The 23,781-nt window shown below is 72.5% G+C and carries 22 protein-coding genes; 12 read left to right on the forward strand and 10 right to left on the reverse strand.

All coding sequences use genetic code 11. The features are described from left to right. Positions 1-3: 3 nt before the first annotated feature. Complete coding sequence (gene pgm / locus EJF31_RS12115; protein WP_125037278.1) at positions 4-1,638, reverse strand: phosphoglucomutase (alpha-D-glucose-1,6-bisphosphate-dependent); 1,635 nt, start codon at positions 1,636-1,638, stop codon at positions 4-6. Between the two features lie 212 nt (positions 1,639-1,850). Here pgm and EJF31_RS12120 point away from each other — a divergent pair, with 212 nt between their 5' ends. The 5 genes from EJF31_RS12120 to EJF31_RS12140 all read left to right on the forward strand — a co-directional run bounded on the left by EJF31_RS12120 (position 1,851) and on the right by EJF31_RS12140 (position 7,048). Continuing rightward, positions 1,851-2,543 (forward strand): VC0807 family protein, encoded by a 693-nt coding sequence (locus EJF31_RS12120; protein WP_185736224.1) that lies wholly within the window; start codon positions 1,851-1,853, stop codon positions 2,541-2,543. A 68-nt stretch (positions 2,544-2,611) separates the two neighbouring features. Further along, positions 2,612-3,370 (forward strand): ABC transporter permease, encoded by a 759-nt coding sequence (locus EJF31_RS12125; RefSeq protein ID WP_260430799.1) that lies wholly within the window; start codon positions 2,612-2,614, stop codon positions 3,368-3,370. A 73-nt stretch (positions 3,371-3,443) separates the two neighbouring features. Continuing rightward, positions 3,444-4,562 (forward strand): glycerophosphodiester phosphodiesterase, encoded by a 1,119-nt coding sequence (locus tag EJF31_RS12130; protein ID WP_125037281.1) that lies wholly within the window; start codon positions 3,444-3,446, stop codon positions 4,560-4,562. An 88-nt stretch (positions 4,563-4,650) separates the two neighbouring features. Beyond that, positions 4,651-5,448 (forward strand): crotonase/enoyl-CoA hydratase family protein, encoded by a 798-nt coding sequence (locus tag EJF31_RS12135; protein ID WP_125037282.1) that lies wholly within the window; start codon positions 4,651-4,653, stop codon positions 5,446-5,448. A 1-nt stretch (position 5,449) separates the two neighbouring features. Beyond that, positions 5,450-7,048: a hypothetical protein gene (locus tag EJF31_RS12140; protein ID WP_125037283.1), complete on the forward strand. Its 1,599-nt coding sequence runs from the start codon at positions 5,450-5,452 to the stop codon at positions 7,046-7,048. On the opposite strand, the gene EJF31_RS12145 is transcribed toward EJF31_RS12140, so the two are convergent. Genes EJF31_RS12145 through EJF31_RS12155 form a run of 3 tightly spaced genes read right to left on the reverse strand, consistent with a single transcriptional unit; the run spans position 7,045 to position 10,596 of the window. Then, complete coding sequence (locus EJF31_RS12145) at positions 7,045-7,977, reverse strand: oxidoreductase (RefSeq protein WP_125037284.1); 933 nt, start codon at positions 7,975-7,977, stop codon at positions 7,045-7,047. The genes EJF31_RS12140 and EJF31_RS12145 overlap by 4 nt on opposite strands. After that, positions 7,974-8,789 (reverse strand): maleylpyruvate isomerase family mycothiol-dependent enzyme, encoded by an 816-nt coding sequence (locus EJF31_RS12150; protein WP_125037285.1) that lies wholly within the window; start codon positions 8,787-8,789, stop codon positions 7,974-7,976. The genes EJF31_RS12145 and EJF31_RS12150 overlap by 4 nt, the downstream gene beginning before the upstream one ends. 31 nt (positions 8,790-8,820) lie before the next feature. After that, on the reverse strand, positions 8,821-10,596 hold the full coding sequence (locus EJF31_RS12155; protein ID WP_185736225.1) for a GAF domain-containing SpoIIE family protein phosphatase: 1,776 nt from the start codon (positions 10,594-10,596) through the stop codon (positions 8,821-8,823). Positions 10,597-10,720: 124 nt separating this feature from the next. Between EJF31_RS12155 and EJF31_RS12160 the strand changes: the two genes are divergently transcribed. Then, positions 10,721-12,484: an NHL domain-containing thioredoxin family protein gene (locus tag EJF31_RS12160; protein WP_125037287.1), complete on the forward strand. Its 1,764-nt coding sequence runs from the start codon at positions 10,721-10,723 to the stop codon at positions 12,482-12,484. Between the two features lie 249 nt (positions 12,485-12,733). Further along, positions 12,734-14,125: a DEAD/DEAH box helicase gene (locus EJF31_RS12165; RefSeq protein ID WP_125037288.1), complete on the forward strand. Its 1,392-nt coding sequence runs from the start codon at positions 12,734-12,736 to the stop codon at positions 14,123-14,125. Between the two features lie 12 nt (positions 14,126-14,137). Here the strand turns inward: EJF31_RS12165 and EJF31_RS12170 are convergent, their stop codons facing one another. The 3 genes from EJF31_RS12170 to EJF31_RS12180 all read right to left on the reverse strand — a co-directional run bounded on the left by EJF31_RS12170 (position 14,138) and on the right by EJF31_RS12180 (position 17,066). Next, complete coding sequence (locus tag EJF31_RS12170) at positions 14,138-14,740, reverse strand: LysE/ArgO family amino acid transporter (RefSeq protein WP_125037289.1); 603 nt, start codon at positions 14,738-14,740, stop codon at positions 14,138-14,140. Between the two features lie 74 nt (positions 14,741-14,814). Then, positions 14,815-15,030 carry a DUF6458 family protein gene (locus EJF31_RS12175; RefSeq protein WP_125037290.1) on the reverse strand — a complete coding sequence of 72 codons (216 nt, stop codon included), beginning with the start codon at positions 15,028-15,030 and terminating at the stop codon, positions 14,815-14,817. A 161-nt stretch (positions 15,031-15,191) separates the two neighbouring features. Further along, positions 15,192-17,066 carry an acyl-CoA dehydrogenase gene (locus tag EJF31_RS12180; protein ID WP_125037291.1) on the reverse strand — a complete coding sequence of 625 codons (1,875 nt, stop codon included), beginning with the start codon at positions 17,064-17,066 and terminating at the stop codon, positions 15,192-15,194. A 220-nt stretch (positions 17,067-17,286) separates the two neighbouring features. Between EJF31_RS12180 and EJF31_RS12185 the strand changes: the two genes are divergently transcribed. Together EJF31_RS12185 and EJF31_RS12190 are read left to right on the forward strand one after the other, a co-directional pair. Continuing rightward, a complete protein-coding gene (locus EJF31_RS12185) occupies positions 17,287-18,195 on the forward strand; it encodes a sulfite exporter TauE/SafE family protein (protein WP_125037292.1) in 909 nt (302 codons plus the stop codon). Between the two features lie 49 nt (positions 18,196-18,244). Next, positions 18,245-18,703, forward strand: coding sequence for an Rrf2 family transcriptional regulator (locus EJF31_RS12190; RefSeq protein ID WP_125037293.1), 459 nt, complete (start codon positions 18,245-18,247; stop codon positions 18,701-18,703). 21 nt (positions 18,704-18,724) lie between these two features. Here the strand turns inward: EJF31_RS12190 and EJF31_RS12195 are convergent, their stop codons facing one another. Next, positions 18,725-19,852: a hypothetical protein gene (locus EJF31_RS12195; RefSeq protein ID WP_125037294.1), complete on the reverse strand. Its 1,128-nt coding sequence runs from the start codon at positions 19,850-19,852 to the stop codon at positions 18,725-18,727. Positions 19,853-19,971: 119 nt separating this feature from the next. On the opposite strand from EJF31_RS12195, the gene EJF31_RS12200 reads away from it, so the two are divergent. From EJF31_RS12200 to EJF31_RS12210, 3 genes are all read left to right on the forward strand, one after another. Continuing rightward, the gene (locus EJF31_RS12200; RefSeq protein ID WP_125037295.1) at positions 19,972-20,418 is read left to right on the forward strand and encodes a nuclear transport factor 2 family protein; all 447 of its coding nucleotides are present in this window, start codon (positions 19,972-19,974) and stop codon (positions 20,416-20,418) included. A 61-nt stretch (positions 20,419-20,479) separates the two neighbouring features. Further along, positions 20,480-21,001, forward strand: coding sequence for a SigE family RNA polymerase sigma factor (locus tag EJF31_RS12205; protein ID WP_125037296.1), 522 nt, complete (start codon positions 20,480-20,482; stop codon positions 20,999-21,001). Continuing rightward, complete coding sequence (locus EJF31_RS12210) at positions 20,998-21,777, forward strand: hypothetical protein (RefSeq protein ID WP_125037297.1); 780 nt, start codon at positions 20,998-21,000, stop codon at positions 21,775-21,777. The genes EJF31_RS12205 and EJF31_RS12210 overlap by 4 nt, the downstream gene beginning before the upstream one ends. A gap of 3 nt (positions 21,778-21,780) precedes the next feature. Here the strand turns inward: EJF31_RS12210 and EJF31_RS12215 are convergent, their stop codons facing one another. Next, the gene (locus tag EJF31_RS12215; RefSeq protein ID WP_125037298.1) at positions 21,781-22,425 is read right to left on the reverse strand and encodes a DUF2461 domain-containing protein; all 645 of its coding nucleotides are present in this window, start codon (positions 22,423-22,425) and stop codon (positions 21,781-21,783) included. A 218-nt stretch (positions 22,426-22,643) separates the two neighbouring features. Next, a complete protein-coding gene (locus EJF31_RS12220; RefSeq protein WP_125037299.1) occupies positions 22,644-23,780 on the reverse strand; it encodes a hypothetical protein in 1,137 nt (378 codons plus the stop codon). Between the last annotated feature and the right edge of the window lies 1 nt (position 23,781).

Raw genomic sequence — 23,781 nt, forward strand, 5'->3', positions numbered from 1 at the left:
CACTCAGCCCAGCGCTGCCGACACCACCTCGCGGGCCTCGGCCTGCACCTCGGCGAGGTGGTCGGCCCCGCGGAACGACTCGGCGTAGATCTTGTAGACGTCCTCGGTGCCCGACGGCCGGGCGGCGAACCACGCCGACTCCGTCGTCACCTTGAGGCCGCCGATCTTGGCGCCGTTGCCGGGTGCCTCGGTGAGCTTGGCGGTGATCTCCTCGCCGGCCAGCGATGTCGCGGTCACGTCGGAGGGCGACAGCGCGCCGAGCTTGGCCTTCTGCTCCCGGTTGGCCGGGGCGTCGATGCGGGCGTACGCCGGGTCGCCGTGCTCGGCGACGAGGTCGGCGTAGTGCTGCGAGGGGGACTTGCCGGTCGTGGCGAGGATCTCCGAGGCCAGCAGCGCCAGGATGATCCCGTCCTTGTCGGTGGTCCAGGTCGAGCCGTCCCGGCGCAGGAAGGAGGCGCCCGCCGACTCCTCGCCGCCGAAGCCGAACGAGCCGTCGATCAGGCCGGGCACGAACCACTTGAAGCCGACCGGCACCTCCACCAGCGGCTTGCCGAGCCCGGCCGCGACCCGGTCGATCATCGAGGACGACACCAGCGTCTTGCCGATCCGTGCCGTGTCCGGCCAGTCCGGGCGGGCGCCGCCGAAGAGGTAGCCGATCGCGACGGCGAGGAAGTGGTTGGGATTCATCAGGCCGGCGTCCGGGGTGACGATGCCGTGCCGGTCGGAGTCGGCGTCGTTGCCGGTCGCGATGTCGTACTCGTCCTTGCGCCGGATCAGCGAGGCCATGGCGCTGGGCGAGGAGCAGTCCATCCGGATCTTGCCGTCCCAGTCGAGCGTCATGAAGCGCCATGTCGGGTCGACCAGCGGGTTGACCACGGTCAGGTCGAGGCCGTGCCGCTCGGCGATCTCGCCCCAGTAGTCCACCGCCGCGCCGCCGAGCGGGTCGGCGCCGATCCGGACGCCGGCGTTCTTGATCGCCCCGATGTCGAGCACGTTCGGCAGGTCGTCGACGTAGGTGCCCAGGAAGTCGTACGGCGCCGCCGCGGCCCGGGCGCGCGCGAACGGGATCCGGCGGACGCCCGCGAGCCCGCCGGCGATCAGCTCGTTGGCGCGCCGGGCGATCACCGACGTCGCGTCGGTATCGGCGGGGCCGCCGTGCGGCGGGTTGTACTTGAAGCCGCCGTCGGTCGGCGGGTTGTGCGAGGGCGTGACCACGATGCCGTCGGCGAGCCCGGTGGTCCGGCCGGCGTTGGCGCGCAGGATGGCGTGGGAGACAGCCGGCGTCGGCGTCCAGCCGTCGCGGTCGTCGACGAGCACGGTCACGTCGTTGGCGGCCAGCACCTCCAGGGCGGTCGCCCACGCGGGCTCCGACAGCCCGTGGGTGTCGCGGCCGATGAACAGCGGGCCGTCGTACCCCTGCTCGCGCCGGTAGTCGCAGATCGCCTGCGTGGTGGCGAGGATGTGCGTCTCGTTGAACGACGTCCTCAGCGAGGTGCCCCGGTGCCCGCTGGTGCCGAAGGCGACCTGCTGGTCGACGTCCTCGGGGTCGGGCACGCCGGTGTAGTAGGCCGTCACCAGGTGCGCGACGTCCACCAGGTCGGAGGGTTCGGCGAGCTGTCCAGCGCGTGAGTCGGCCATGGCCGACATCATGCCGCGATCCGGTCGCGAGCGGGTGGTGAGCGGGCCCTGTGATGCGGTCGACAGGCGCTCTCCCGGGATTGTCGACATACAGTGGAAGAACCCCGGAACCCCCCGACGCGGATCAGTCCGTGTCGTTCCGGGGCTATCGCCCCCATCACCCGACCCGGTCCCGGTCGGCAGGAGACACCTCCACGATGCCTGCTTCCGCCATGCCTGACACCCTCGAACGTCCCACCGCCCCGCACGCTGCCCCCGCGGCCCACCACCGCCCGCGCCTGGGCGCCGTGATCAAGCGGGTCTCCCTGAGCCTGCTCATCGCCTGCGTGATCCCGGCCGCACTGTTCTACGCGGTGTTCGCGACCTTCGGCGTGTGGACCGCGATCATCGTCTCGTTGCTGTGGTCCTACGGCGCCATCGCGTGGCGCAAGCTCACCGGGCGGCGGACGTCCGGGCTGCTGTTCCTGACCGCGGCCCTGATCACCAGCCGCACGGTGATCAGCCTGATGGCGCACAGCACCTTCTTCTACTTCCTCCAGCCGATCATCAGCGACGGCGTCGTCGCCACGGCGTTCCTGCTCTCGCTGGTCACGGCCCGCCCGATGGTCGCGCGGCTCGCCGGCGACTTCTACCCGCTGGACCACGAGCTGGCGATGCGCCCGCGCATCCAGCGACTGTTTCGCGACCTGACCGTCCTGTGGGCGCTGCTCGCGCTGGGCAAGGCGCTGATGACGCTGTGGCTGCTGCAGTCGCAGTCGCTGGAGACCTTCATCCTGGTCAAGAGCGTCACGGTGCTCCTCATCAACATGTCCGCCGCCGCCGCGACCATCGGGCTGGCCGTGGTGGTCGCCCGCAAGGAGGGCCTGCTCGGCCACCACGTGGAGCCCGCGCTGGCCGCCGCCTGAGCCCCGCCTGAGCCCTGCCTGAGCCTGCCTGAGCCCGTGCGGCGCCCCGTCGGGGCACAATGCGGGGCGTGACCGGCACCGCGCACTACCTCGCGTTCGGCGCCGGGCTGGCCGCGATGACGGCCCTCACCCTCGGCATCGGCCGCTGGGCGCGCACCGGGCTGGGCTGGTTCCCGCTGTGGGCGCTGCTGCGCGCCGTGGTCCAGCTCACCGTGATCGCCCTGCTGCTGCGCGGGATCCTCGCGGTGCCGTGGACGGTCGCGGGCTTCGTGGTCCTGATGCTGAGCACCGCGTCGTGGACCTCGATGGGGCGGCTGCGCGAGCTGCACCGTGGTCGTCGTACGGCGGTCGCGGGCGTGCTCACCGGGGCGTTGCTCACCCTCGTCACGATCTTCGCCCTGCAGCTCGTCGACTTCCAGGTGCGCTACGTCGTGGCGGTCGGCGGCATCATCATCGGCAACTCCATGAGCGCGGCCACCCTGGCGGGCCGCAACTTCCTCCGCGGCTCCCGCGCCCGCAAGGACGAGATCGAGGCGTGGCTCTCGCTGGGGGCGACCCCCAGCCGGGCGCACGAGGAGATCGGCCAGGAGGCGGTCCGGGAGTCGCTGCTGCCGACCCTCGACCAGACCAAGTCCACCGGCCTGGTCACGCTGCCCGGCGCCTTCGTCGGCGCCCTCTTCGGCGGCGCCAGCCCCGCGGAGGCGGCGCAGTTCCAGCTGGTCGTGCTGGCCGGCATCGCCCTGACGATGACTGTCACGGGTGTCGTCGTGACCCGCCTGGCCGGCCGCACGCCGTACGTCCCTCTCGTCGACGGCCGCACCACGTGAGCCCCGCCACGCGTCACCGTCGGTTCACCTGAGCCACCCCGCTCCGTCACCGCGCCTCGCTTGGGTCGGGACCATGACATCTCGGATCATCCGCACCAGCCTGGTCGCCCTCGTCGGCGCGACCCTCCCCTTCGTCGGCACCTCGACCGCCACGGCGACCGACAAGGCGCCGGTCCAGCAGGTCGCCACCCCGCAGGTCATCGGCCACCGCGGCGCGCCCGGCTACCGCCCCGAGCACACCCTCGCCGGCTACCGCCTCGCGATCGACATGGGAGCCGACTACATCGAGCCCGACCTGGTCTCGACCAAGGACGGCGTCCTCGTCGCCCGCCACGAGAACGACATCACCGGCACCACCGACGTCGCGGACCACCCGGAGTTCGCCGACCGCAAGACGACCAAGACGATCGACGGCCAGAAGATCACCGGCTGGTTCACCGAGGACTTCACCTTCGCCGAGCTCGAGACGCTGCGCGCCAAGGAGCGGCTGCCGCAGGTGCGCCCGGCCAACACGCAGTACGACGGCCTCTACAAGATCCCCTCCTTCGCGCAGGTCCTGCACCTGGTGCGGACCGAGGAGCGCAAGACCGGCAGGACCATCGGGGTTGCCCCGGAGACCAAGCACCCGACGTACTTCGACTCGATCGGACTCTCTCCCGAGGAGCCGATGGTGCGGACGCTGGAGAAGTTCGGCTACGACAGCCCGCGCGACAAGGTGCTGATCCAGTCCTTCGAGATCGGCAACCTCCAGCAGCTGAACCACATGACCGACCTGCCGCTCGAGCAGCTCATCGACTCCTCGGGCGCGCCGGCGGACAAGGTCGCGGCGGGCGACCCCACGACGTACGCCGACATGACGACGCCCGAGGGCATGCGCAGGATCGCGCGGTACGCCGACTGGGCCGGCCCGAGCAAGGACCTGGTCCTGCCGCGCGACCCGGCCACCGGCGCGACGACGACGCCGAGCGACCTGGTCGACAACGCGCACCGGGCGGGCCTGCACGTGGTGATCTACACGCTGCGCGAGGAGAACCAGTTCATGGCCACCAACTTCCGTCGCGGCACCGACCCCAACGCCCACGGCGACATGCACGCCGAGATCGCGGCCTTCCTCGACGCCGGGGTCGACGCGCTGTTCTCCGACTTCCCCGACGACGCGGTCGCAGCCCGCAACGACTGGCTCGAGGACTGAGCCCCTCCGGGTCGTGCTGCCCAGGGAGCGCCCGGACGCACCCTGGGCAGCGCCACCCAGCGGGGGCAGGGAAAAGTAGGCTGGCCCCATGGCTTCCCTCGTCACGTGCACGGTCCAGGACGGCATCGCGCGGGTCACGCTCGACCGGCCCGACAAGCTCAACGCCCTCACCCTGCAGACGCTCGACGAGCTGGTGGCCACCGCCCACCGGCTGCGCCGGGACCGGACGCTGCGGGCGGTGGTCATCGAGGGTGCGGGTGACGCGTTCTGCGCGGGGCTCGACTTCGGGTCGGTCCTCCGGCAGCCCGCGAAGATCCTGACCAGCTTCGTCCCGCGGCCGTGGCGCGGCACCAACACCTTCCAGGAGGCCTGCTGGGCCTGGCGCCGGATCCCGGTCCCGGTCATCGCGGCCGTCCACGGGCACTGCCTCGGCGGCGGCCTGCAGATCGCCCTGGCCGCGGACTTCCGGTTCGCCACGCCCGACTCGCAGTGGTCGGTGCTCGAGGGCAAGTGGGGGATCATCCCCGACATGACGGGCATCCGGACGCTCGCCGAGCTCGTCGGCATCGACACCGCCAAGAGGCTGACCATGACCGCCGAGGTCGTCTCCGGCAAGGAAGCCGAGGCGCTGGGCCTGGTCACCGGCGTCGACGCCGACCCGGTCGCCGCCGCCCTCGAGCTGGCCGAGCGCCTCAAGGTCCGCTCGCCCGACCAGCTCGCCGCGGCCAAGCGCCTCTTCAACGCCACCTGGACCTCCGGCCCGCGCCGCACGTTCGCGCGCGAGCGCATCGAGCAGGCCTGGCTGCTGGGGATCCGCAACACCAAGGTCGCCCGCGAGGCGGCAGCTGCGAAGGTCACGCCGCAGTTCGGGCCGCGCTCGCGGTGACGTGAGGTTCCAGCGCACGGCGGCGCTCGTCGTCGCCCTCCTGCTGTACGTCGCCCTCGGGCCGTGGGTCGTCCTGGCCGCCGCCGGCGCCCTGGCGGTGCCGCGCGTCCGCGACTGGCTGCGCCCGACCTGGCGGGTCGTCGCCGGCTGGGCGGCCGGTGTGCTCGTGGTCGCCGGGCTGGTCCTCCTGATCCCGGACGGCTGGCTGCCGATCCCGCCCGGTCCCGGCGCGCTCGTCACGCCCCGCTACCTCGGCCGTCCCGCGGCGGCCCACCCGATCCGGCTGGACGTGCCGCAGCACCCCGGCCTGTCCCGCAACGGCACCAGCTCCATGCACGACGACGCGTGGGCCAGCGACACCTACCCGTGGAGCGGCCCGCTGGGGGAGTCGCCGGACGTCGACACCGCGTGGTTCGGCCTCCAGGAGTGCGCGACGCTGGCGTTCGACTCCCACGGCAGGCTCGTCGGCCTGTGCGGCGACCGCCGCGGCCCGACGCTGGAGGTCATCGACCAGGACTCGATGCACCCGCTGGCCACCAAGCGGCTGCCCGACCGTCCCGACGGGCACGGCACGCCGCCGTGGGAGGACCTCTGCGGCGCCGCCTACTTCTACCTCGACGACGGCGACCGCGCGGTCGTGGGCACCACCGACCGCCACGTCCTGGTCGTGAGCACCGACGACGCCGAGGGCAACGCCGACCTGACGACCCGGGCCAGCCACGACCTGTCCGGGGAGATCCCCGAGGACGACTGCCTGGTCGCGCTCGTCCCCGACTGGCAGGGCCGCATCTGGTGGGCCACCCGGGGTGGCCGGGTCGGCACCGTCGACACCTCGGGCCGCGTCCGGTCGGTCGACCTCGGCGAGCAGGTCGCCAACTCGATGGCGGTGGACCGCACGGGGGTGTACGTCGTCACGACCGAGGCGGTCCACAAGCTGCGGGTCGATGCAGCCGGCGGCCCGGCCGAGGTGTGGCGATCGACGTATGACCGGGGGAGCGGGCGGAAGTCCGGCCAGCTCAGCCAGGGCTCCGGCACCACCCCGACGATCCTGCCGGGCAACCTGGTCGCCACCACGGACAACGCCGACCCGCGGATGCACGTGGAGTTCCGCGACACCCGCTCCGGCCGGCTGGTGTGCAGCCAGGAGGTCTTCGGCGACGACGAGAGCGCCACCGAGAACTCCCTGGTCTCGGTCGGCACCGGCGTCATCGTGGAGAACAACCACGGCTACAACAGCCCGCTCAGCACCATCCTGGGCCGCACCACCGACGCCGGCCTGGCCCGCGTCGACGTCCACGACGGCACCTGCTCGGTGCGGTGGACCTCCGACCTGGCCGCCCCGACGTCGGTCCCCAAGGTCTCGCTGGCCAACGGGCTGCTCTACGCCTACACCAAGCCGCACAGCTGGTGGGGCGCCAACGCCTGGTACGTCACCGCCCTCGACGTCCGCACCGGCCGCCGCGTCTTCGCGGTCCGCACCGGCCTCGGCACGCTCTTCAACAACCACTACTCCGCGATCACCATCGCCCCGGACGGGTCGCTCTACGTCGCCACGCTCGCGGGCCTGGTCCGCGTCCGCGACCGGGGAGTCGGGGACTAGGGGTAGGCGATCCCGGTCGTCTGCTCGCTGATCTCCCACAGCCGCCGCTGCGCGGACTCGTCGTGCGACAGCCTGTTGCTCGCGACCACGACGGGCGCGCCACGCTGCTCGGCCAGACCACCCGGCCCGCAGTACGTCGATCCCGGCAGCTCGGCCGTGGCCGCCATCAGGGTCGGCCAGGCGCCCATGTGGGCGGGCTGCGCCACGGCCCGGACCGCGGCGTCGAGGATCGAGGCCAGACCGCCCGACGAGCGGCCGTACTGCCCGTTGGCCGCGAGGTGGGTCGCGGCGAAGCCCGGGTGCGCGGCCAGCGCCGTGAGCGGCAGCCCGGCGCGGCGGGCCCGTCGGTCCAGCTCGTAGGTGAAGAGCAGGTTGGCCAGCTTGGACTGCCCGTAGACCGGCCACCGGGAGTAGCGCCGGTCCCGGTCGCGGGGATCGTGCAGGGGCGCCTGGCGGGCCACGCGGTGCATGAGCGAGGAGACCGTGACGACGGTGGCGGCCTCGCTGGCGACCAGCTGCGGCAGGAGCAGCCCGGTCAGCAGGAACGGGCCGAAGTGGTTGGTGGCCATCTGGAGCTCGAGCCCGTCGGCGGTCCGCTGGTGGGAGGTGCCCATGACGCCGGCGTTGTTGACCAGGACGTCGATCGGGCCGAGCGCGGCCGCCTCGTCCGCGGCCCGGCGCACCGAGCCGAGGTCGGAGAGGTCGACGACCAGCGTCTCCGGCTCGGCCGTGCCGTCCTCCGCGCGGATCGCCGCAGCGGTCTCGTCGAGCCGGGCCTGCGTGCGTCCGGCGAGCACGACCCGCGCCCCGCGCCGGGCCAGCTCGAGGGCCGTGGCGTGGCCGAGTCCGCCGACGGTGGTCCCGGTGACGACGACGGTGCGGCCCGTCTGGTCGGGGATGTCGCGGGGGTGCCAGGCAGTCGCGGTCACGGGGTGACCGCCAGCTTGTCCAGGACGGCCCGGCCCAGGGTCGCGTCGCCCTCGACGGTGACCGCCCCCGCCTCCGGGGTACGTCGACCGCCGGCCAGCACGATCCACGCCTCGCGGTCCATCCCGAGCCGGACGGTCGGGTCGGCCGGGAGCTCGGGCATCTGCTGCCCGCGGCCGTTCTCGTCGACCACGAAGGCGGCCGGGGCGCTGCCGGTGACCTCGAGCACGGCGGTCGTGCCGGCGGGGGCACCGACGCGCTTGGCGAGCACGACGCCCAGGCTATCCATCAGGTAGTCGGCCGTGTGCTGCGCCGCAGGCGTGTCCAGCCCGCCGGGCAGGCCGACCGCACGGCGTACGTCCTGCTCGTGCATCCACACGTCGAGCGGGCGGTTGCGCAGGAGCCGGCTCCAGTCCCAGTCGATGCCGCCGAAGATCGTGGCCGGCTTCGCCGTGCCGTCGGTGGGCGGGTCGGCGAGCAGCGTCGTGTGCCGGGCCGTGGTGACCGAGCGGATCTCGTTGATCAGGTCGTCGGGGCTGCGGTCGCGCCGCGCGACCACGCCCTGCTCGGTGTAGAGCCCCATCAGGCTGGTGACGTGGGCCGGCTCGCCGACCTCGACGGTCTCCTCGGGGGCACCCGCGAGGATCGCCTCGAGGTGGGCGATGTGGGCCGCCACGGCCTGGACGTCCCAGCCGGCCAGGTCGGTCGGGGTCGACCACTGCTCGGCGGGCACCTGCTCCAGGACTGCCGTGAAGTCGTTGACCGCCTGCCACCAGACGTCGATGTAGCCGCTGAGCACCTGCTGATCCGTCATGCGCAGCACCCTAGGCGCATGCCGATCTGCTTCAGTCGGAGGTCTGCGTCTTGAACAGCACGGCCAGCACGGCCACGTCGTCGCTGGGCCTGGCCCCCACCAGCTCGCCCAGCAGCGCGTCGAGGAACTTGGCCGGCGGCAGGTCGTGGTGTTGGCCCGCGACCTTGCACAGGCGGTCGAGCCCGGCCGTGAGGTCCTCACCCCGGCGCTCGATGAGGCCGTCGGTGTAGAGCAGGAGCATCGAGCCCGCCTCGATGACGGTCCGGTGGTCGGTGCGTCGGATGTCGGGGGCGATGCCGATCATGAGATCGGCCTCGAGGTCGGCGTCGAGCAGCTCGGTCGACCCGTCGGCGGTGATGAGCAGGGGCGGCGGGTGGCCGGCGTTGGTCCACGACAGGACCCAGAGGTCGGGCGAGCCGCCCGGCTGGATGCGCGCCTTGACCAGGCTCGCCATCCCGTCGACGTCGAGGTCGCGCATCGCCTGGTCGAGGCGCTCGACGTTGCGCGCGGGAGAGTTGTCGCCGGCCCAGGCGATGGTGCGCAGCATCGTCCGCAGCTGGCCCATCACGGCCGCGGCGTCCATGTCGTGCCCCACCACGTCGCCGATCATCAGGCTGGTGGCGCCGCCGTGCATGAGCACGGCGTCGTACCAGTCGCCGCCCACCTGGTCCCGGGTCGCGGCCGGGCGGTAGCGCGCGGCCATGTCGAGGTCGTCCTGCTCGGGGAGCCGCGGCAGCAGCGAGCTCTGCAGGATGACCAGCGCGTCGAGCCGGTCCTGGTAGAGCAGCGCCCGCTCCACCGCCTGGGCGGTGTACGCCGTGAGGGCGGCGATCGTGACGCGGTCCTCCTCCGACATCTCCCGCTCGTCGGGCCACACCAGCACCAGCACGCCGTAGACGTGGCCGCGGACGCCGAGCGGCAGGAACGCGCGCGCCTCGCCGAGCTGTCCGGGGTTGACCAGGTGGGGGTAGTCGGCGTTCTGCTCGGCCCGCGACCGGTAGAAGATCGGGGCGTCGTGGACGAGGGCGGCGCCGGCGGGGTTGCCGTCGTCGATGGCCAGGCTGCCGAAGTTGGCGGCCGCCGTCCACTCGGCATCGGGGTTGGTGATGAAGGTCAGCCCGCCGGCGGACTCCTGCTCGGTCAGCGGCAGGTCCGCGGCGTGACGCTGCTTCAGGGGGTCGTGGCGCAGCCAGATGCCGCCCTTGAGGCAGCCGAGGATGTCCACCGCGATGTCCTCCATCGCCGTGGCGACGTCCTCGAGGGTCGCGGTCGTGGAGAGCCCCTCGCTGAGCGCGAGCAGGACGCGGCTGCGGTCGGTGAGCCCGTGTGCGTGCCACGCCCGCTCGGCGGCGTCGAGGCGGAGCGCCCGCTCGGACAGCTCCGTCGAGCAGGCCGAGGCCATGTCCTCGAGCAGCTCGATGTCCTGGTCGCTCCACTCGTGGGGACTCGTGTCGAGGGCGCACAGCGAGCCGATGACGGTCCCGTGCTGGTCCTTGATCGGGAAGCCGGCGTAGGCCACCACCCCGAAGTCGAGGATCGCCGGGTTGTCCTTGAGTCGGTCGTCCTCGCGGAGGTCGCGCACGATCAGGGGCGACTCGTCGGAGACGACGTACTGGCAGAAGGAGTGCGACAGCGGCGTCTCCCGGGTCGACGCGACCGGCTCGTCGAGGCCGGCCGCGCCGACGAAGACCTGACGGCTCTCCTCGATCAGCGTCACCAGCGCGACGGGGGTGTCGAGGGCGTTGCGCACCATCCGGGCATAGCGGTCGAACGAGGTGTCCACCTCGGCCGTCTGCTGCCTTGCCATCTGCGCCGCCCCTCCGGTTGCATGTCCCGTGTCTCGGGGCGCATTCCTTGCGTGAAATCTAGCGCGGGTCCGCCCTGCGAGAGACGCTTCCCCTCGATCGCGGCCGGTTCGCGACAATGGCCCCATGCGTGTACGTGCCCCCGAGCTCGTCGGCCGAGGCTGGCTCAACACCGACGGCCCCATCTCCCTCCGCGACCTGCGGGGCCGGTTCGTGCTCCTCGACTTCTGGACGTTCTGCTGCATCAACTGCCTGCACGTCCTCGACGAGCTGCGCCCCGTCGAGGAGAAGTACGCCGACGAGCTGGTCGTGATCGGCGTGCACTCGCCGAAGTTCGTGCACGAGGCGGACCCGGACGCCCTGGCGGCGGCCGTCGAGCGCTACTCCGTGCACCACCCCGTCCTCGACGACCCCGAGCTGGTGACCTGGCAGGCCTACACCGCCCGCGCCTGGCCCACCCTCGTGCTGGTCGACCCGGAGGGCTACGTCGTGGGGCAGTACGCCGGCGAGGGCCACGCCCACGCCATCGACGCCCTCCTGGCCGAGCTCGTCGAGGACCACCGCGCCCGCGGCACGCTCCAGCCGGGCGACTCGCCGTACGTCGCCCCGGTCGTGGAGCCCACCGATCTCCGCTTCCCCGCCAAGGCCGTGCCGCTGCCCGACGGTCGTGTGCTCGTCGCCGACGCCGGCCACGACGAGGTCGTCGAGCTGTCGGCCGAGGGGGACGTGGTGCGTCGCTTCGGTGGCTTCCGCGAGCCCAACGGGCTGTGCCTGCTGCCCGACGACGTGGCCCGCGAGGTCGGCTACGACGTCGTGGTGGCCGACACGGTCCACCACCAGCTCCGGGGGATCGCGCTCGGCTCGGGCGAGGTCCGGGTCCTCGCCGGCGACGGCGCCCAGTGGATGCAGGGCGACGGCACCGACCGGCTGTCCTCCCCGTGGGACGTGGCCTGGTGGGGCGACCGGGTCTGGGTCGCGATGGCCGGCATCCACCAGCTCTGGACGTTCGACCCGCTGACCGGCACCACCGAGGTCGCCGCCGGGACCACCAACGAGGGGCTCCTGGACGGGCCGCTGGCCGAGGCGTGGTTCGCCCAGACCAGCGGCCTCGCCGCGGCCGGTGACCGGCTGTGGCTCGCCGACAGCGAGACGTCCAGCCTGCGCTGGATCGAGCGGTCGGTGATCGAGCCGTCGGTGATCGAGCCTGCCGAGATCCACTCGGCCGTCGGCTCCGGCCTCTTCGACTTCGGCTTCCGCGACGGCCCGGCCGAGCAGGCGCTGCTCCAGCACCCGCTCGGCGTGACCGTCCTGCCCGACGGCAGCGTCGCCGTCTGCGACACCTACAACGGCGCGGTCCGCCGCTTCGACCCGGTGACCGACGAGATGTCGACCCTGGCCACCGACCTCGCCGAGCCCAGCGGGGCGTACGTCGCGGGCGAGCACCTCGTCGTCGTGGAGTCCGGTGCCCACCGGCTCACCCGCATCGCCCTCGGCGCCGCCGCGACGACCACCGACGGCTTCGCCCACACCACGCAGCGCCCGGTCACCGACGTCTCGGCCGCCCTCGAGCTCGTGGTGGCCTTCGAGCCGCCCCCCGGCCAGAAGGTCGACGACCGCTTCGGCCCGCCCTCGCAGCTGCTCGTCTCGGCCACCCCGGCGGCCCTCATCCGTGAGGGCGAGGGCCGGGGCACCGACCTGTCCCGGACCCTCGTGCTCGATCCGGCCGTGGGGGAGGGCGTGCTCCACATCGCCGCCCGCGCGGCGTCCTGCGACATCGACGGCGGCGAGGGGGCGGCCTGCCGGATGCACCAGCAGGACTGGGGCGTGCCGGTCCGGATCGAGCCCGACGGGAGCGCCGTCCTCGCCCTGCCGCTCGGTGGGGCGAGCTGACCGGCACGATCAACGGATCGCGAACGGAACACGATTAACGGATGGGGCCTCCGGTTCCCTAGACTGGGGGCAGCCAGTGGCCCGCTTCTCGACAGGGCCGCTCATCTCCAAGTAACCCGGTGTGGTGCGCGTTTCGAGTCGCGCAGAGACCAATGGATCGGGTGCCTTGAGACCGCGTCTCGCCAGGCTCACCGGATCCGCACCCGTGGTTCCGCGCAGTGACGCATCCTGCATCCGGAAAGTTCACGCATGTCCGCGCCTGCCCTCGAGCAGACCCCCGTCGCCCCCGCCCCCGGCACCGCCCCCACCAGCACCGTCTTCAGCGACCTCCCCGAGGAAGTCGTCGTCGCGCTGGCCAAGCAGGGCATCACCACCCCCACCCCCGTCCAGGCCGCCGTCCTCCCCGACGCCATGGCCGGCCACGACGTGCTCGGCCGCGCCCAGACCGGCTCGGGCAAGACGCTGGCCTTCGGCCTGCCGATCCTGGCCCGCCTCGCCGGCGAGCGCAGCCGTCCGAACCACCCCCGCGCCGTCGTCATCGTGCCGACCCGCGAGCTCGCCCAGCAGGTCGCCCGCTCCCTGCAGCCGCTGGCCGACGCGCTCAAGCTGCGGATGACCAACGTCTACGGCGGGACGCCGTACGACCGTCAGGTCCGCGCCCTGCGGAACCGTGCCGACCTCGTCGTCGCCACCCCGGGTCGCCTCGCCGACCTGATCGAGCAGGGCCACTGCCAGCTCGCCGACATCCAGGTCACCGTCCTCGACGAGGCCGACCACCTCTGCGACCTCGGCTTCTTCCCGGCCGTGGACGCCCTGCTCGGCCAGACCCCCGCGGGCAGCCAGCGGATGCTGCTCAGCGCCACGCTCGACGGCGACGTCGACCGCCTGGTCCGCAAGCACCTGCGCAACCCCCGCACCCACCAGCTCGACCCCAACGCCGGTGCGGTCACCACCATGACCCACCACACGCTGGTCGTCGGCGGCTTCCGCGAGAAGGTCGACGCCGTCCAGCGCCTGATCACGGCCAACGGCCGCACGATCATCTTCACGCGCACCCGCGACGGGGCCGTCGAGCTCGCCGAGGCGCTCGGGCAGACCGGCGTCGACGCCGTCGACCTGCACGGCAACCTGAGCCAGCGGGTCCGCGAGCGCAACCTCGCCCGCTTCTCCAAGGGCCAGGCCCAGGCCGTCGTCGCCACCGACGTCGCGGCCCGCGGCATCCACGTCGACAACGTCGACCTGGTCGTGCACTTCGACTCCGCGAGCGACCCCAAGGCCTACCTGCACCGCTCGGGCCGTACGGCGCGCGCGGGCAACGACGGCTGCGTGGTCACCATCACCACCCCGAAGTTCGTCAACGAGGTCGTGCGCCTCCAGCACAACGCCGGCGTCGAGGTGCTGCACCACGACATCCGGACCGCCCCGCGCGTGCTGACGGCGGAGGCCCTCGCCGAGCACGGTGGCCCGGCCCCGGCCCGCTCCTCCGCCCCGTCCGGCGGGGCTCGCAAGCCCTACCGCGGCCAGGGTGGCGGTTCGTCCCGCGGCGGCCAGTCGCAGGGCGGCCCGCGCCGTGGCGGTCAGGGCGGCGGCGACCGTCGTCAGGGCGGCCGCCCCGACGGCAACGCCCGCTGGGGTCGCTGACCCGAGCAGCAGTCAGCCGAGCGCGAGCCCGGCCGCGATGGCGAGCATGGTGAGTCCGATCAGGACGTCGAGCACCTGCCACGCCCGCGGCCGGGCCAGCACCCGGCTCGCGAGCCGGGCCCCGTAGCCCAGGCCCGCGAACCACGCCGTGCTGGCCACGCACGCGCCGACCGCGAACCACCACCTGCCGGAGTGGCCGTGCTGGTTCGCGATCGACCCGAGCAGCAGCACGGTGTCGAGGTAGACGTGCGGGTTCAGCCAGGTGAGCGCGACCGCGCGCCCGAGGGCGCCGCGGCGGGTCAGGCCGTTGCCGCCCGCCGCCGCGAGCGCCTCGGGCCGCAGTGCCCGACGCAGCGACGCGACGCCGTACCACCCGAGGAACGCGACGCCCAGCCAGCGCACGACCTCCAGCGCCCAGGACGCGGCCTCCACGACCGTCCCGATCCCGGCGACGCCGGCGACGATCAGGACCACGTCGGAGAGCGTGCACACGAGCACGACGATCCCGACGTGCGAGCGCGCCAGGCCCTGCCGCAGCACGAACGCGTTCTGCGCGCCGATCGCCACGATCAGGGAGAGGCCGGTGGCCAGGCCGGCCGCGGCGGAGTCGAGCACGGGAGCACGCTAGGGCACGCCGACATGCGGAACGCCCCGCCCGCAGCATGCGGACGGGGCGGTTCGGAGATCGCTCACACCTCGGTGCGGCGCTCCTCCACGTGGGTGGTGCGCGAGCGCTGCTGGTTGATCACGAGGGTCAGCACGAGGGCCAGGACGCCGCAGACGACGCAGATCCAGCCGACCGTGTCCGTCGCGACGTTGGCGTCGACGGCGGCCGGCAGGTCGACCGAGCCGGTGACCAGGATGAGTCCGAGGACGAGGAGGACGATGCCTGCTCCGATACCCATGGGTGCTCCTTCGGTTGCGAATAGGGGGCGGTACGGCGACGGGGGAGGCGCCGCACCGCCTGGTCGAAGGGATACCCGGTGGGGACCCGGGGGAAACGTGACGGGAGCCACCCCGGTCGGACCGGCGTGGCTCCCGTCAGCGTGGGATCAGCGAGCAGACGTCAGAACGCGTCCTCGTCCAGGTCCATCAGCGACAGGTCGGTCGCCTCGGCGATGGCCAGCTCGGCGGTGATCTTCGGCAGGTTGTGCGCGGCGAAGAACTGCGCGGCCGCGACCTTGCCCTCGTAGAAGGCCTTGTCCTTGCCCGGCTCCCCGCCCAGCTTCTCAAGCGCGACCTCGGCCTGGCGCAGCAGCAGCCAGCCGCAGACGACGTCGCCGAGCACCATCAGCAGGCGGCTGGTGTTCAGGCCCACCTTGTAGATGTTGCGCAGGTCGCCGCCCTCGGCCGACGCGTCGGCCGACATCAGGTCGTTGATCATGTGGCCGACCAGCGCGTTGGCGTCCTCGAGCGCCTTGGCGAGCAGACCGCGCTCGACCTTGAGGCGACCGTTGCCGGCCTCGCTGGCGATGAAGGACTCGATCTCCTTCGCGATGTGGCCCAGCGCCTTGCCCTGGTCCTTGACGATCTTGCGGAAGAAGAAGTCCTGGCCCTGGATCGCGGTCGTGCCCTCGTAGAGGGTGTCGATCTTGGCGTCGCGGACGTACTGCTCGAGGGGGTACTCCTGCAGGAAGCCGGAGCCGCCGAAGGTCTGCAGCGACTCGGTGCCGAGCAGCACCCACGACCGCTCCGAGCCGTAGCCCTTGACGATCGGGAGCAGCAGGTCGTTGACCGCGTTGGCGAGCTCGTCGACCTCGCCGGCGTGCTCGGCCAGCATGACCTTGTCCTGCCACGACGCGGTGTAGAGCACCAGGGCGCGCATGGCCTCGGCGAACGACTTCTGCGTCATCAGGGAGCGACGTACGTCGGGGTGGTGCGTGATCGTGACGCGCGGCGCGGTCTTGTCGGCGGACTGCGCCAGGTCTGCGCCCTGCTGGCGGGTCTTGGCGAACTCCAGCGCGTTGAGGTAGCCGGTCGAGAGGGTCGCGATGGCCTTGGTGCCGACCATCATGCGGGCGTTCTCGATGACCTGGAACATCTGGGCGATGCCGTTGTGCACCTCGCCGAGCAGCCAGCCCTTGGCCGGCTCGCCGCCGCCGACGGCGGAGTCGCCGAAGGTGACCTCGCACGTGTTGGACACCTTGATGCCCATCTTGTGCTCGACGTTGGTGACGTAGACCCCGTTGCGCTCGCCGGTCAGCTCGCCGGTCTCGTGGTCGAAGTGGATCTTCGGCACGAGGAACAGGCTCAGGCCCTTGGTGCCCGGGCCGCCCACGCCCTCGACGCCCACGGGGCGCGCGAGGACGAGGTGCATGATGTTCTCGCTCATGTCGTGCTCACCCGAGGTGATGAAGCGCTTGACGCCCTCGATGTTCCACGAGCCGTCGTCGTTGGGGGTGGCCTTGGTGCGGCCCGCGCCCACGTCGGAGCCGGCGTCGGGCTCGGTCAGCACCATCGTGGCGCCCCACTGGCGGTCCACCATGTGCTGGGCGATGAGCTTGTCGCGCTCGTTGCCGTTGCGGTAGACGACGTTGGCGAACGCGGGGCCGGCGGCGTACATCCAGATGGGGGCGTTGGAGCCCAGGACGAGCTCGCCCATGGCCCACACGAGGGAGGAGGGGGCCGCCTGGCCGCCGATCTCCTCGAAGACCTGCAGGCGCCACCACTCGGCGTCCATCCAGGCCTTGTAGGACTTCTTGAACGAGTCACCGATGGGGGCGGTGTTGGTCTGCGGGTCGAAGACCGGCGGGTTGCGGTCGCTGTCCTCGTAGGACTCCGCCAGGTCCTCGCGGGCGAGGCGGTCGACCTCGCTGAGGATCGAACGCGCGGTGTCGCTGTCGACCTCGGCGAACGGACCCGTGCCCAGGACCTCGTCCCGACCGAGCACCTCGAAGAGGTTGAACTCGATGTCGCGCAGGTTGCTCTTGTAGTGGCTCACTGATCCACCTTTTCCGTGGGGGGACGCGGTCAAACTCGGTGTACTACTGACCGGTAACAAAATAGTAGGAGGGCATCCCGGGCCGTGCAAGGCGCGGTGACGTGGATTACCCGGCATTTGCCCGATCGTGACCTCGGAACCGCTGCGCCCTTGTGGGTCTGGGGATTGCGTCCTAAAATGTCGAGTAAGTCAGTCACATTAAGGATTGAGGTGAGGCGGCATGCGGAAGCTGCTGGTCCTCGCGCTCGTCGGCCTGCTTGCGCAGCTGGTCGACGGCTCCCTCGGCATGGGGTACGGCGTCACCTCCTCGACGCTGCTCCTTGCCGGGGGGCTCGGTCCGGCCGCCGCCTCCGCGGCCGTGCACCTCTCCGAGATCGGGACGTCCCTGGTCTCCGGCGCCTCCCACCACGCCTTCGGCAACGTCGACTGGCGCACGGTCGGGATCCTCGCCCTGCCCGGCTTCGTCGGCGCCTTCCTCGGTGCGACGCTGCTGGTGCGCCTCGACGCTGCGGCCGCCGTGCCGGTGGTGGCGGCGCTCCTCCTCGCGCTGGGCGCCTACGTGACCTGGCGCTTCCTGGCCGCGCCCCGGCGGCTGCGGTTCAACCCGCGGCCCGAGGCCTGGTTCCTGGCGCCGATGGGGCTGTTCGCCGGTGCCCTCGACGCGATCGGCGGTGGCGGCTGGGGGCCGGTCGGCACCACGTCGCTGCTCTCCTCGGGACGGCTCGAGCCCCGCAAGGTGGTCGGCTCGGTCGACACCGCCGAGTTCGTCGTCTCGATCGGGGGCTCGCTCGGGTTCCTGCTCGGGCTGGGCAGCGCCGGTGTCAGCTGGGCCTTCGCCGGCGCACTGCTCGTCGGTGGCGTGGTGGCGGCTCCGCTCGCGGCGCTCGTCGTACGCCACCTGCGCCCGCGCATCCTCGGGGTCGCCGCCGGCGGGGTCATCGTGCTCACCAACCTCAAGACCCTCGCCGACTCCCTCGGCGCCTCGGGGATCACCGTGGCGCTGCTGGCGTCGGTCGTCTTCACACTGTGGGTGCTGTGGATCGCCTGGGCCGTCAAGCTCGAGCAGGCCGTCGACGCCGAGGCCACCCGCTACCTCCCGCGCGGGACACCGGTCGTGAGCCGGCACTGAACCGGCGTTGGTCGACTGCCTGAGTCGACAAATCTGACACACTGCTCCCATGCGAGTTTCCGCCAAGTCCGACTACGCCCTGCGTGCCCTGATCGAGATGGCGACGCGAGTGGACGGACGAGCGGTCAGCGCCGAGGAGCTCGGCCGGCTGCAGGAGATCCCGCACGGCTTCCTCCAGGCGATCCTCGCCGACCTGCGCCGTGCCGGCATCGTGATGTCACAGCGCGGTCAGTCGGGTGGCTGGCGCATGGGCCGTGGCCCCGAGACCGTGTCGGTCGCCGACGTGATCCGGGCCGTCGACGGCCCGCTCGTCTCCGTCTACGGCCTGCGCCCCGAGGCGGTCAGCTACAACGAGTCCGCCGAGGTGCTCCAGCACGTCTGGATCGCCGCCCGCCGCTCGCTGCGCGACGTCTTCGAACAGGTCTCCATCCAGCAGCTCGCCGACGGCAAGCTGCCCAAGGCGGTCACCTCGCGGACCGCCGACGAGGACGCCTGGCAGCCGCACTGACGGGCGGCCGCTGTGGCGGGTTCACCCCGCGAGCGGCCCGAGGGTCGCGTCGGCGAGCCGGCGCTTGAGCTTGCGCTTCTTCTTCTCGAGCTTCGCGTTGCGCTCCTCGAGGTCCTCGGCGTGCTCGCGCAGCCGGGCCACCTCGACGAGGACGTCGGCCAGCGCGTCGGTCGTGCGGGCGAGCCGCTCCTCGACCGGGTGGTGGTCGGGGACCTGCGCGTCGTCGGCGGGGCGCTCGGGGAGCAGGTCCGAGGTCGCGCCGAGGACGTCGTACCCGCCGTCGGCGATCTGCTTGGCCCAGCGCTCGGCCACCTCGAGGAGGTCGTCGTAGAGGTCGGCCGGGACCGAGGCCCGCACGGGGCTCACGGCCTCGCGGGGCAGGAACTCGCTGACCATGGCGCGGTCGCGGGCGCCGAGGCGGCCGTCGATGGCGTCGTTGACCTCGCGCAGCACCGAGGTGCCGGCTCCGTCGAGGGTGATCGAGGGTCCGCTCGCGACGAGCGGCAGCGCGGCGGCGTCGAACCCCGCGAGCTCCCCGACGGCCCGCCAGATGGCCGGGCGCGGGTCGGCGCTGTCAGCAGGGAGGGGTACGACGTGGACGTGGCGCGGGTCGCGGACCGCGGCACCCCAGCGCTCGAGCACCTCGTCGAGGGCCTGCGCCGCCCAGAACTGCTGGGCCTGCTCGTGCTCGCGGGCCGGGTCCATGATCCGTCGGCGGAACCGGCCGAAGCTGGCCGCGCTGCCGGAGTCGACGGTGTCGGCCCAGCCGGTCACGACCTGGGTCGCGGGGTCCTGGGCCGTCACGACCACGTGCACCTCGAGGCCGGCCAGGCCGTCGAGGAGGAGGGCGATCTGGGGGGTCGTGCAGGCGGCGAGGAGCTCGTGGCTGACCACGACCGTGCCCTTCTCCTTGAACGCCCGGCGGCAGATGCCCGCCCAGACGCCCTCGACGTCGCGGCGACGGTAACCCCACACCTTGTGGTCGCGGCGCATCTCGAGGGCGGCTCGGAACATCTCGTTGGTGGAGCGGGCGGGGGTGCACACGCCCTGCTCGCGGAGCTCGTCGGCGTGGTGGGCCAGCTCGGCGCCCAGGAAGGCGCCGCCGGTGCCGGGGAGACCGATGTGGACGAAGGCCTTGCGTCGTGCCATGCCAGCAATGTCCCAGCCGCAGGCGCACGCCAGGTGAACGTCGCGTGACGAGTGCCCGCCGGTCCGGCGTGAGGCCAGCCACTAGAACGTGTTCCAGTTTGCGGCGTACGATGCCGCCCATGACGACGTCCGACGCCATCACCTGGAACGCCCCCGACGGCGACCACCCGGCCCGGCGCGCCTCGCAGCGCTCCTACGCCGCGGTCGCGAAGGGGGACCTCGCCGAGTGGCTGACGGTCTACGCCGAGGACGCGGTCATCGAGGACCCGGTCGGCCCCTCGATGTTCGACCCCGAGGGCACGGGCCACCACGGGCACGACGGGATCACGGCGTTCTGGAACGCCGCGATCGCCCCGGTCGGCACCTTCCACTTCACGATCCACGACTCCCACGCCAACGGCGACACCTGCGCCAACGTCGGCACGATCACCACGACCTTCCCCGACGGCGGCCGCGTCGACACCGACCTGGTCATGGTCTACACCGTCCACGACGACGGCCGGGTCGCCTCGATGCGGGCGTTCTGGGAGCCCGAGCGTGCGATGGCGACCTACCGGAAGGAGTAGTCGTGTGACACTCCAGTGGTGCAGCGCGTCGTAGGGGTGACGCCATCACAGGAGTGACAAGTTGAGTACAGGACATCTCGGGGAATTCGAGGAGTTCGCGCGAGGGCGGACCCCTCAGCTCCACCGCAGCGCGTGGCTGCTGTGCGGGGACCGGCATCTGGCCGAGGACCTCGTGCAGGAGACGCTGGCGAAGGTCTACGTCCGTTGGCACCGCAAGCTCGGTGCGCGGATCGACAACCCCGCGGCGTACGCCCAGACCACGCTCGTGCGGACCTTCCTGAGCGCGCGGCGACGCCGGAGCAGCGGTGAGCTGCCCTGGGCCGAGCTGCCCGAGCACGCGGGTCCTGACGAGTCCGCCGACAGCGACCTCCGGCTCGCCCTCCAGCGGGCGCTGGCCGGGCTGGCCCCGCTGGACCGGGCGGTGCTGGTGCTGCGCTACCTCGAGGACCTCAGTGTCGGCGAGGTGGCGGAGCGGCTCGGGGTCTCCCCGGGCGCGGTGCGCAACCGCAGCATGCGGGCGCTGGAGCGGGTCCGTCCTCTACTCGACGAGTCACTCTCCGTCACCCGGAAGGACCCAGCATGACTGACCAGAATCCCCGAGACCTCTTCGACCGAGCGACGAACGGGCTGACGTCCGACGTCGACCGACTCGTCTCCGGAGGCATCGCCCGAGGCCGGCGCGCGCAGCGCCGTCGACGGGCGGGTTCGATGCTCGCCGCGGTGGCCGTGTTCGGCGTCATCGGCGCCGCGGCGAGCTTCATCCCCCACGCGACCGGCCGTGACGGCACGCCGGTCGCCAGCGACCCGACCGTGAGCCCGTCGGCGTCGCCGACGGCGCAGCCGACCGGCACAGCCAGCTCGACACCTTCGGATCCGACGGTGTCGGACCCCCCGCCGTTCGTCGCCGACCACGTCACCGTGACGCCCGAGCAGGTGCCCGTCCTGGTCGAGGAGCAGCTCGGCCGGCAGGGAGCCGGCCCGATCCGGACCGGCCCGTCCTACGGCTCGGCCGGCAGTGCCGACCGGCTCATCGCCCACTTCTCCTGGCAGGGCACGCTCGCGTCCGTGGTCATCGAACGCTTCCCCGGCGACGGGCAGGCGGCCTGTCAGCAGAGCGTCGGCCCGACCGGCGGGACGTGCAGCACCGACGAGGCCGGTCGCCCGATGCTGCTCTGGGGGCCCACCCTCGGCGACGGCGTGGAGGCGCAGGGCGCGACCGTGTGGCGCGACGGCTTCGAGGTGAGCGCGCTGTCCTACAACGCGGCCGACGGCAAGAACTCCCCGCCGCTGTTCACGCACCCGCCGCTGACGATGGACGAGCTGACGCTGCTCGCCACGACCGACGCCTGGTTCAGCTGACCGTCACTCGACGGCGTGGGTGGCGACCCACTCCACCAGGGGGCGCAGCGTGCGCCAGTCCTCGCGCACCCGGTCGGCGACGGCCGGGTCGTCGAGGTTCTCGAAGCCGTAGGGGCGGCCCACGAAGAGCTGCTTGCGGCGCAGCAGGTCGATGCGCGGGTGGTCGGCGTCGTAGCCGCGGGGTGCGGTCTTGAGCTGCTCGCCGCCGACCTCCCAGCCGTCGGCGGCGTACCGGGCGACGAGCTTCTCGAGGATCGGTCCGGACTTGTCATCGGCCATCGCCTCACGGATGGCGGCCAGGCGCGGGCCGGACGCCTCGTAGAAACCGGCGCCGACGCGCAGGCCGCGGGCCGACAGCTCGACGTACCACCCGGTCGCCGGCCCGGCGCCGACGAACGCGCCCTGGGCGGTCTTGTAGGGCGTCTTGTCCTTGGCGAAGCGGACGTCGCGGAAGGGACGGAACACCTTCGCCGGACCGAACTCCGGCTCGAGGGCGGCGCACAGGGCGGTCATCGGCGCCTTCACCGACGCGGCGTAGACGTGCTTGTGCTTCTCCCAGAACGACTTGGTGTTGTCGACCTCGAGGTCGTCGTAGAAGTCGAGTGCGGCGGTGGGGAAGCCCTCGAAGGGGGCCGGCTCGGGAGTCACCCGGCCAGCCTACGGCGGGCGTCGCGTCGAGGTCCGTGCAGGACAGCGGCGGGAGCGAGCCGGGGCGAGGCGATGGCGTACCGCTGCGCCGCCACCGCCTCGCGTCCGGTCGCCGGGTCCCCACGTCCCGACACTGGTGGAACGGTCGAGTCGGCGGAGCGTGACGGCGTTCTGGCGAGAAATACGGGCAGATTTCGTCGGCCAGCCGACGGATCTCCTCAGCCCAGCGGGGTGCTGACCTGCTCGTCGCCGCCCTGGGCGAGTGAGGTGACCGTCATCGTGTCGCCGCCGCAGCGGGGCTCCGCGAGGAACGCCTGGCCGCCCTTCGACTCGTAGACCACGTCGAGGCCGGCACCCGGCGTCCAGCGCATCAGCCGGGCTGGGTCGCCGTCCTGCTGCGGGTCGCGGGCGAAGTACGCCGATCCCGCGCACCACACGAGGCTGCCGGACGAGCCCGGGCCGAGGTCGTAGTAGGCGTCGCCCGATCGGGCGAAGAAGCGGGCGGTCTCGACGTTGTTCTCCTGGGGCACGACCGACCAGACGGCGCCGTCGTCGGTGACCAGGCCGTCCCAGCCGTGGCAGTCCTCGACGCCCTCGAACGGCGTGGTGGTCGTCCCGTCGAGCGCCACCACGGTCCGGCAGGACGGGTGGCTGTCGTCGAAGGTGAGCAGCGAGTCGCCGGCGGGGGTGATCCGGGCGCCGTTGAAGCCGTGCCGCTGGGGCGCGCACCAGCCGAGCGTGGACTTCCGGGTGGCCAGGTCGACCGAGGCGACGCAGTAGCCCTGCCCGTGCACGGTCGCGTGCAGCACGTGCCCTTCGCCCATCGCCCAGGTGCCGCCGACCGTGGTAGGGACGTCGGAGTGGCCGTCGATGTCGAAGGTCTTGCCGGTGGCAAGGTCGGTGACCGTCGCCCGGCTGGGCGCGGTCTCCTGCTTGTCCTCGAACACGACGACCGCCCACTGGTCGTCGAGGAAGGCGTCGGTGACCCGCTCGCCGCTGCTGCCCGAGCCGGAGGCCGAGCTGGGTCCCTCGAGGTCGGCCTGGCTGCCGGACTTGTCGACGGTCAGCGACCAGTCGCCGTTGGTGGTGACGGTGGCCTCGGTGGAGCCGCCGACCGGGCTCCAGTCGAGCAGGTCGCGGTCGGCCACGACCAGCGCCGGCTCGTCGGCCGTCCCGCCGGCGGGCAGGGCAGGTGTCGCGGGCGGGGTGCCGGGAGAGGTGGACGGGCTGCTCGACGGGCTGCCGCTCGAGGCGGTCGCGTGGGGCTTGCCGGCCAGCGGCTTCTTGTCGGCGGTGCAACCGGCCAGCGCGAGGGTGGCGGCGAGCAGGGCGGCGGTGGCGGCGTACCGGCGCACG

Source organism: Nocardioides sp. LS1 (assembly GCF_003865225.1).
GTDB classification, from domain to species: domain Bacteria; phylum Actinomycetota; class Actinomycetes; order Propionibacteriales; family Nocardioidaceae; genus Nocardioides; species Nocardioides ginsengisegetis.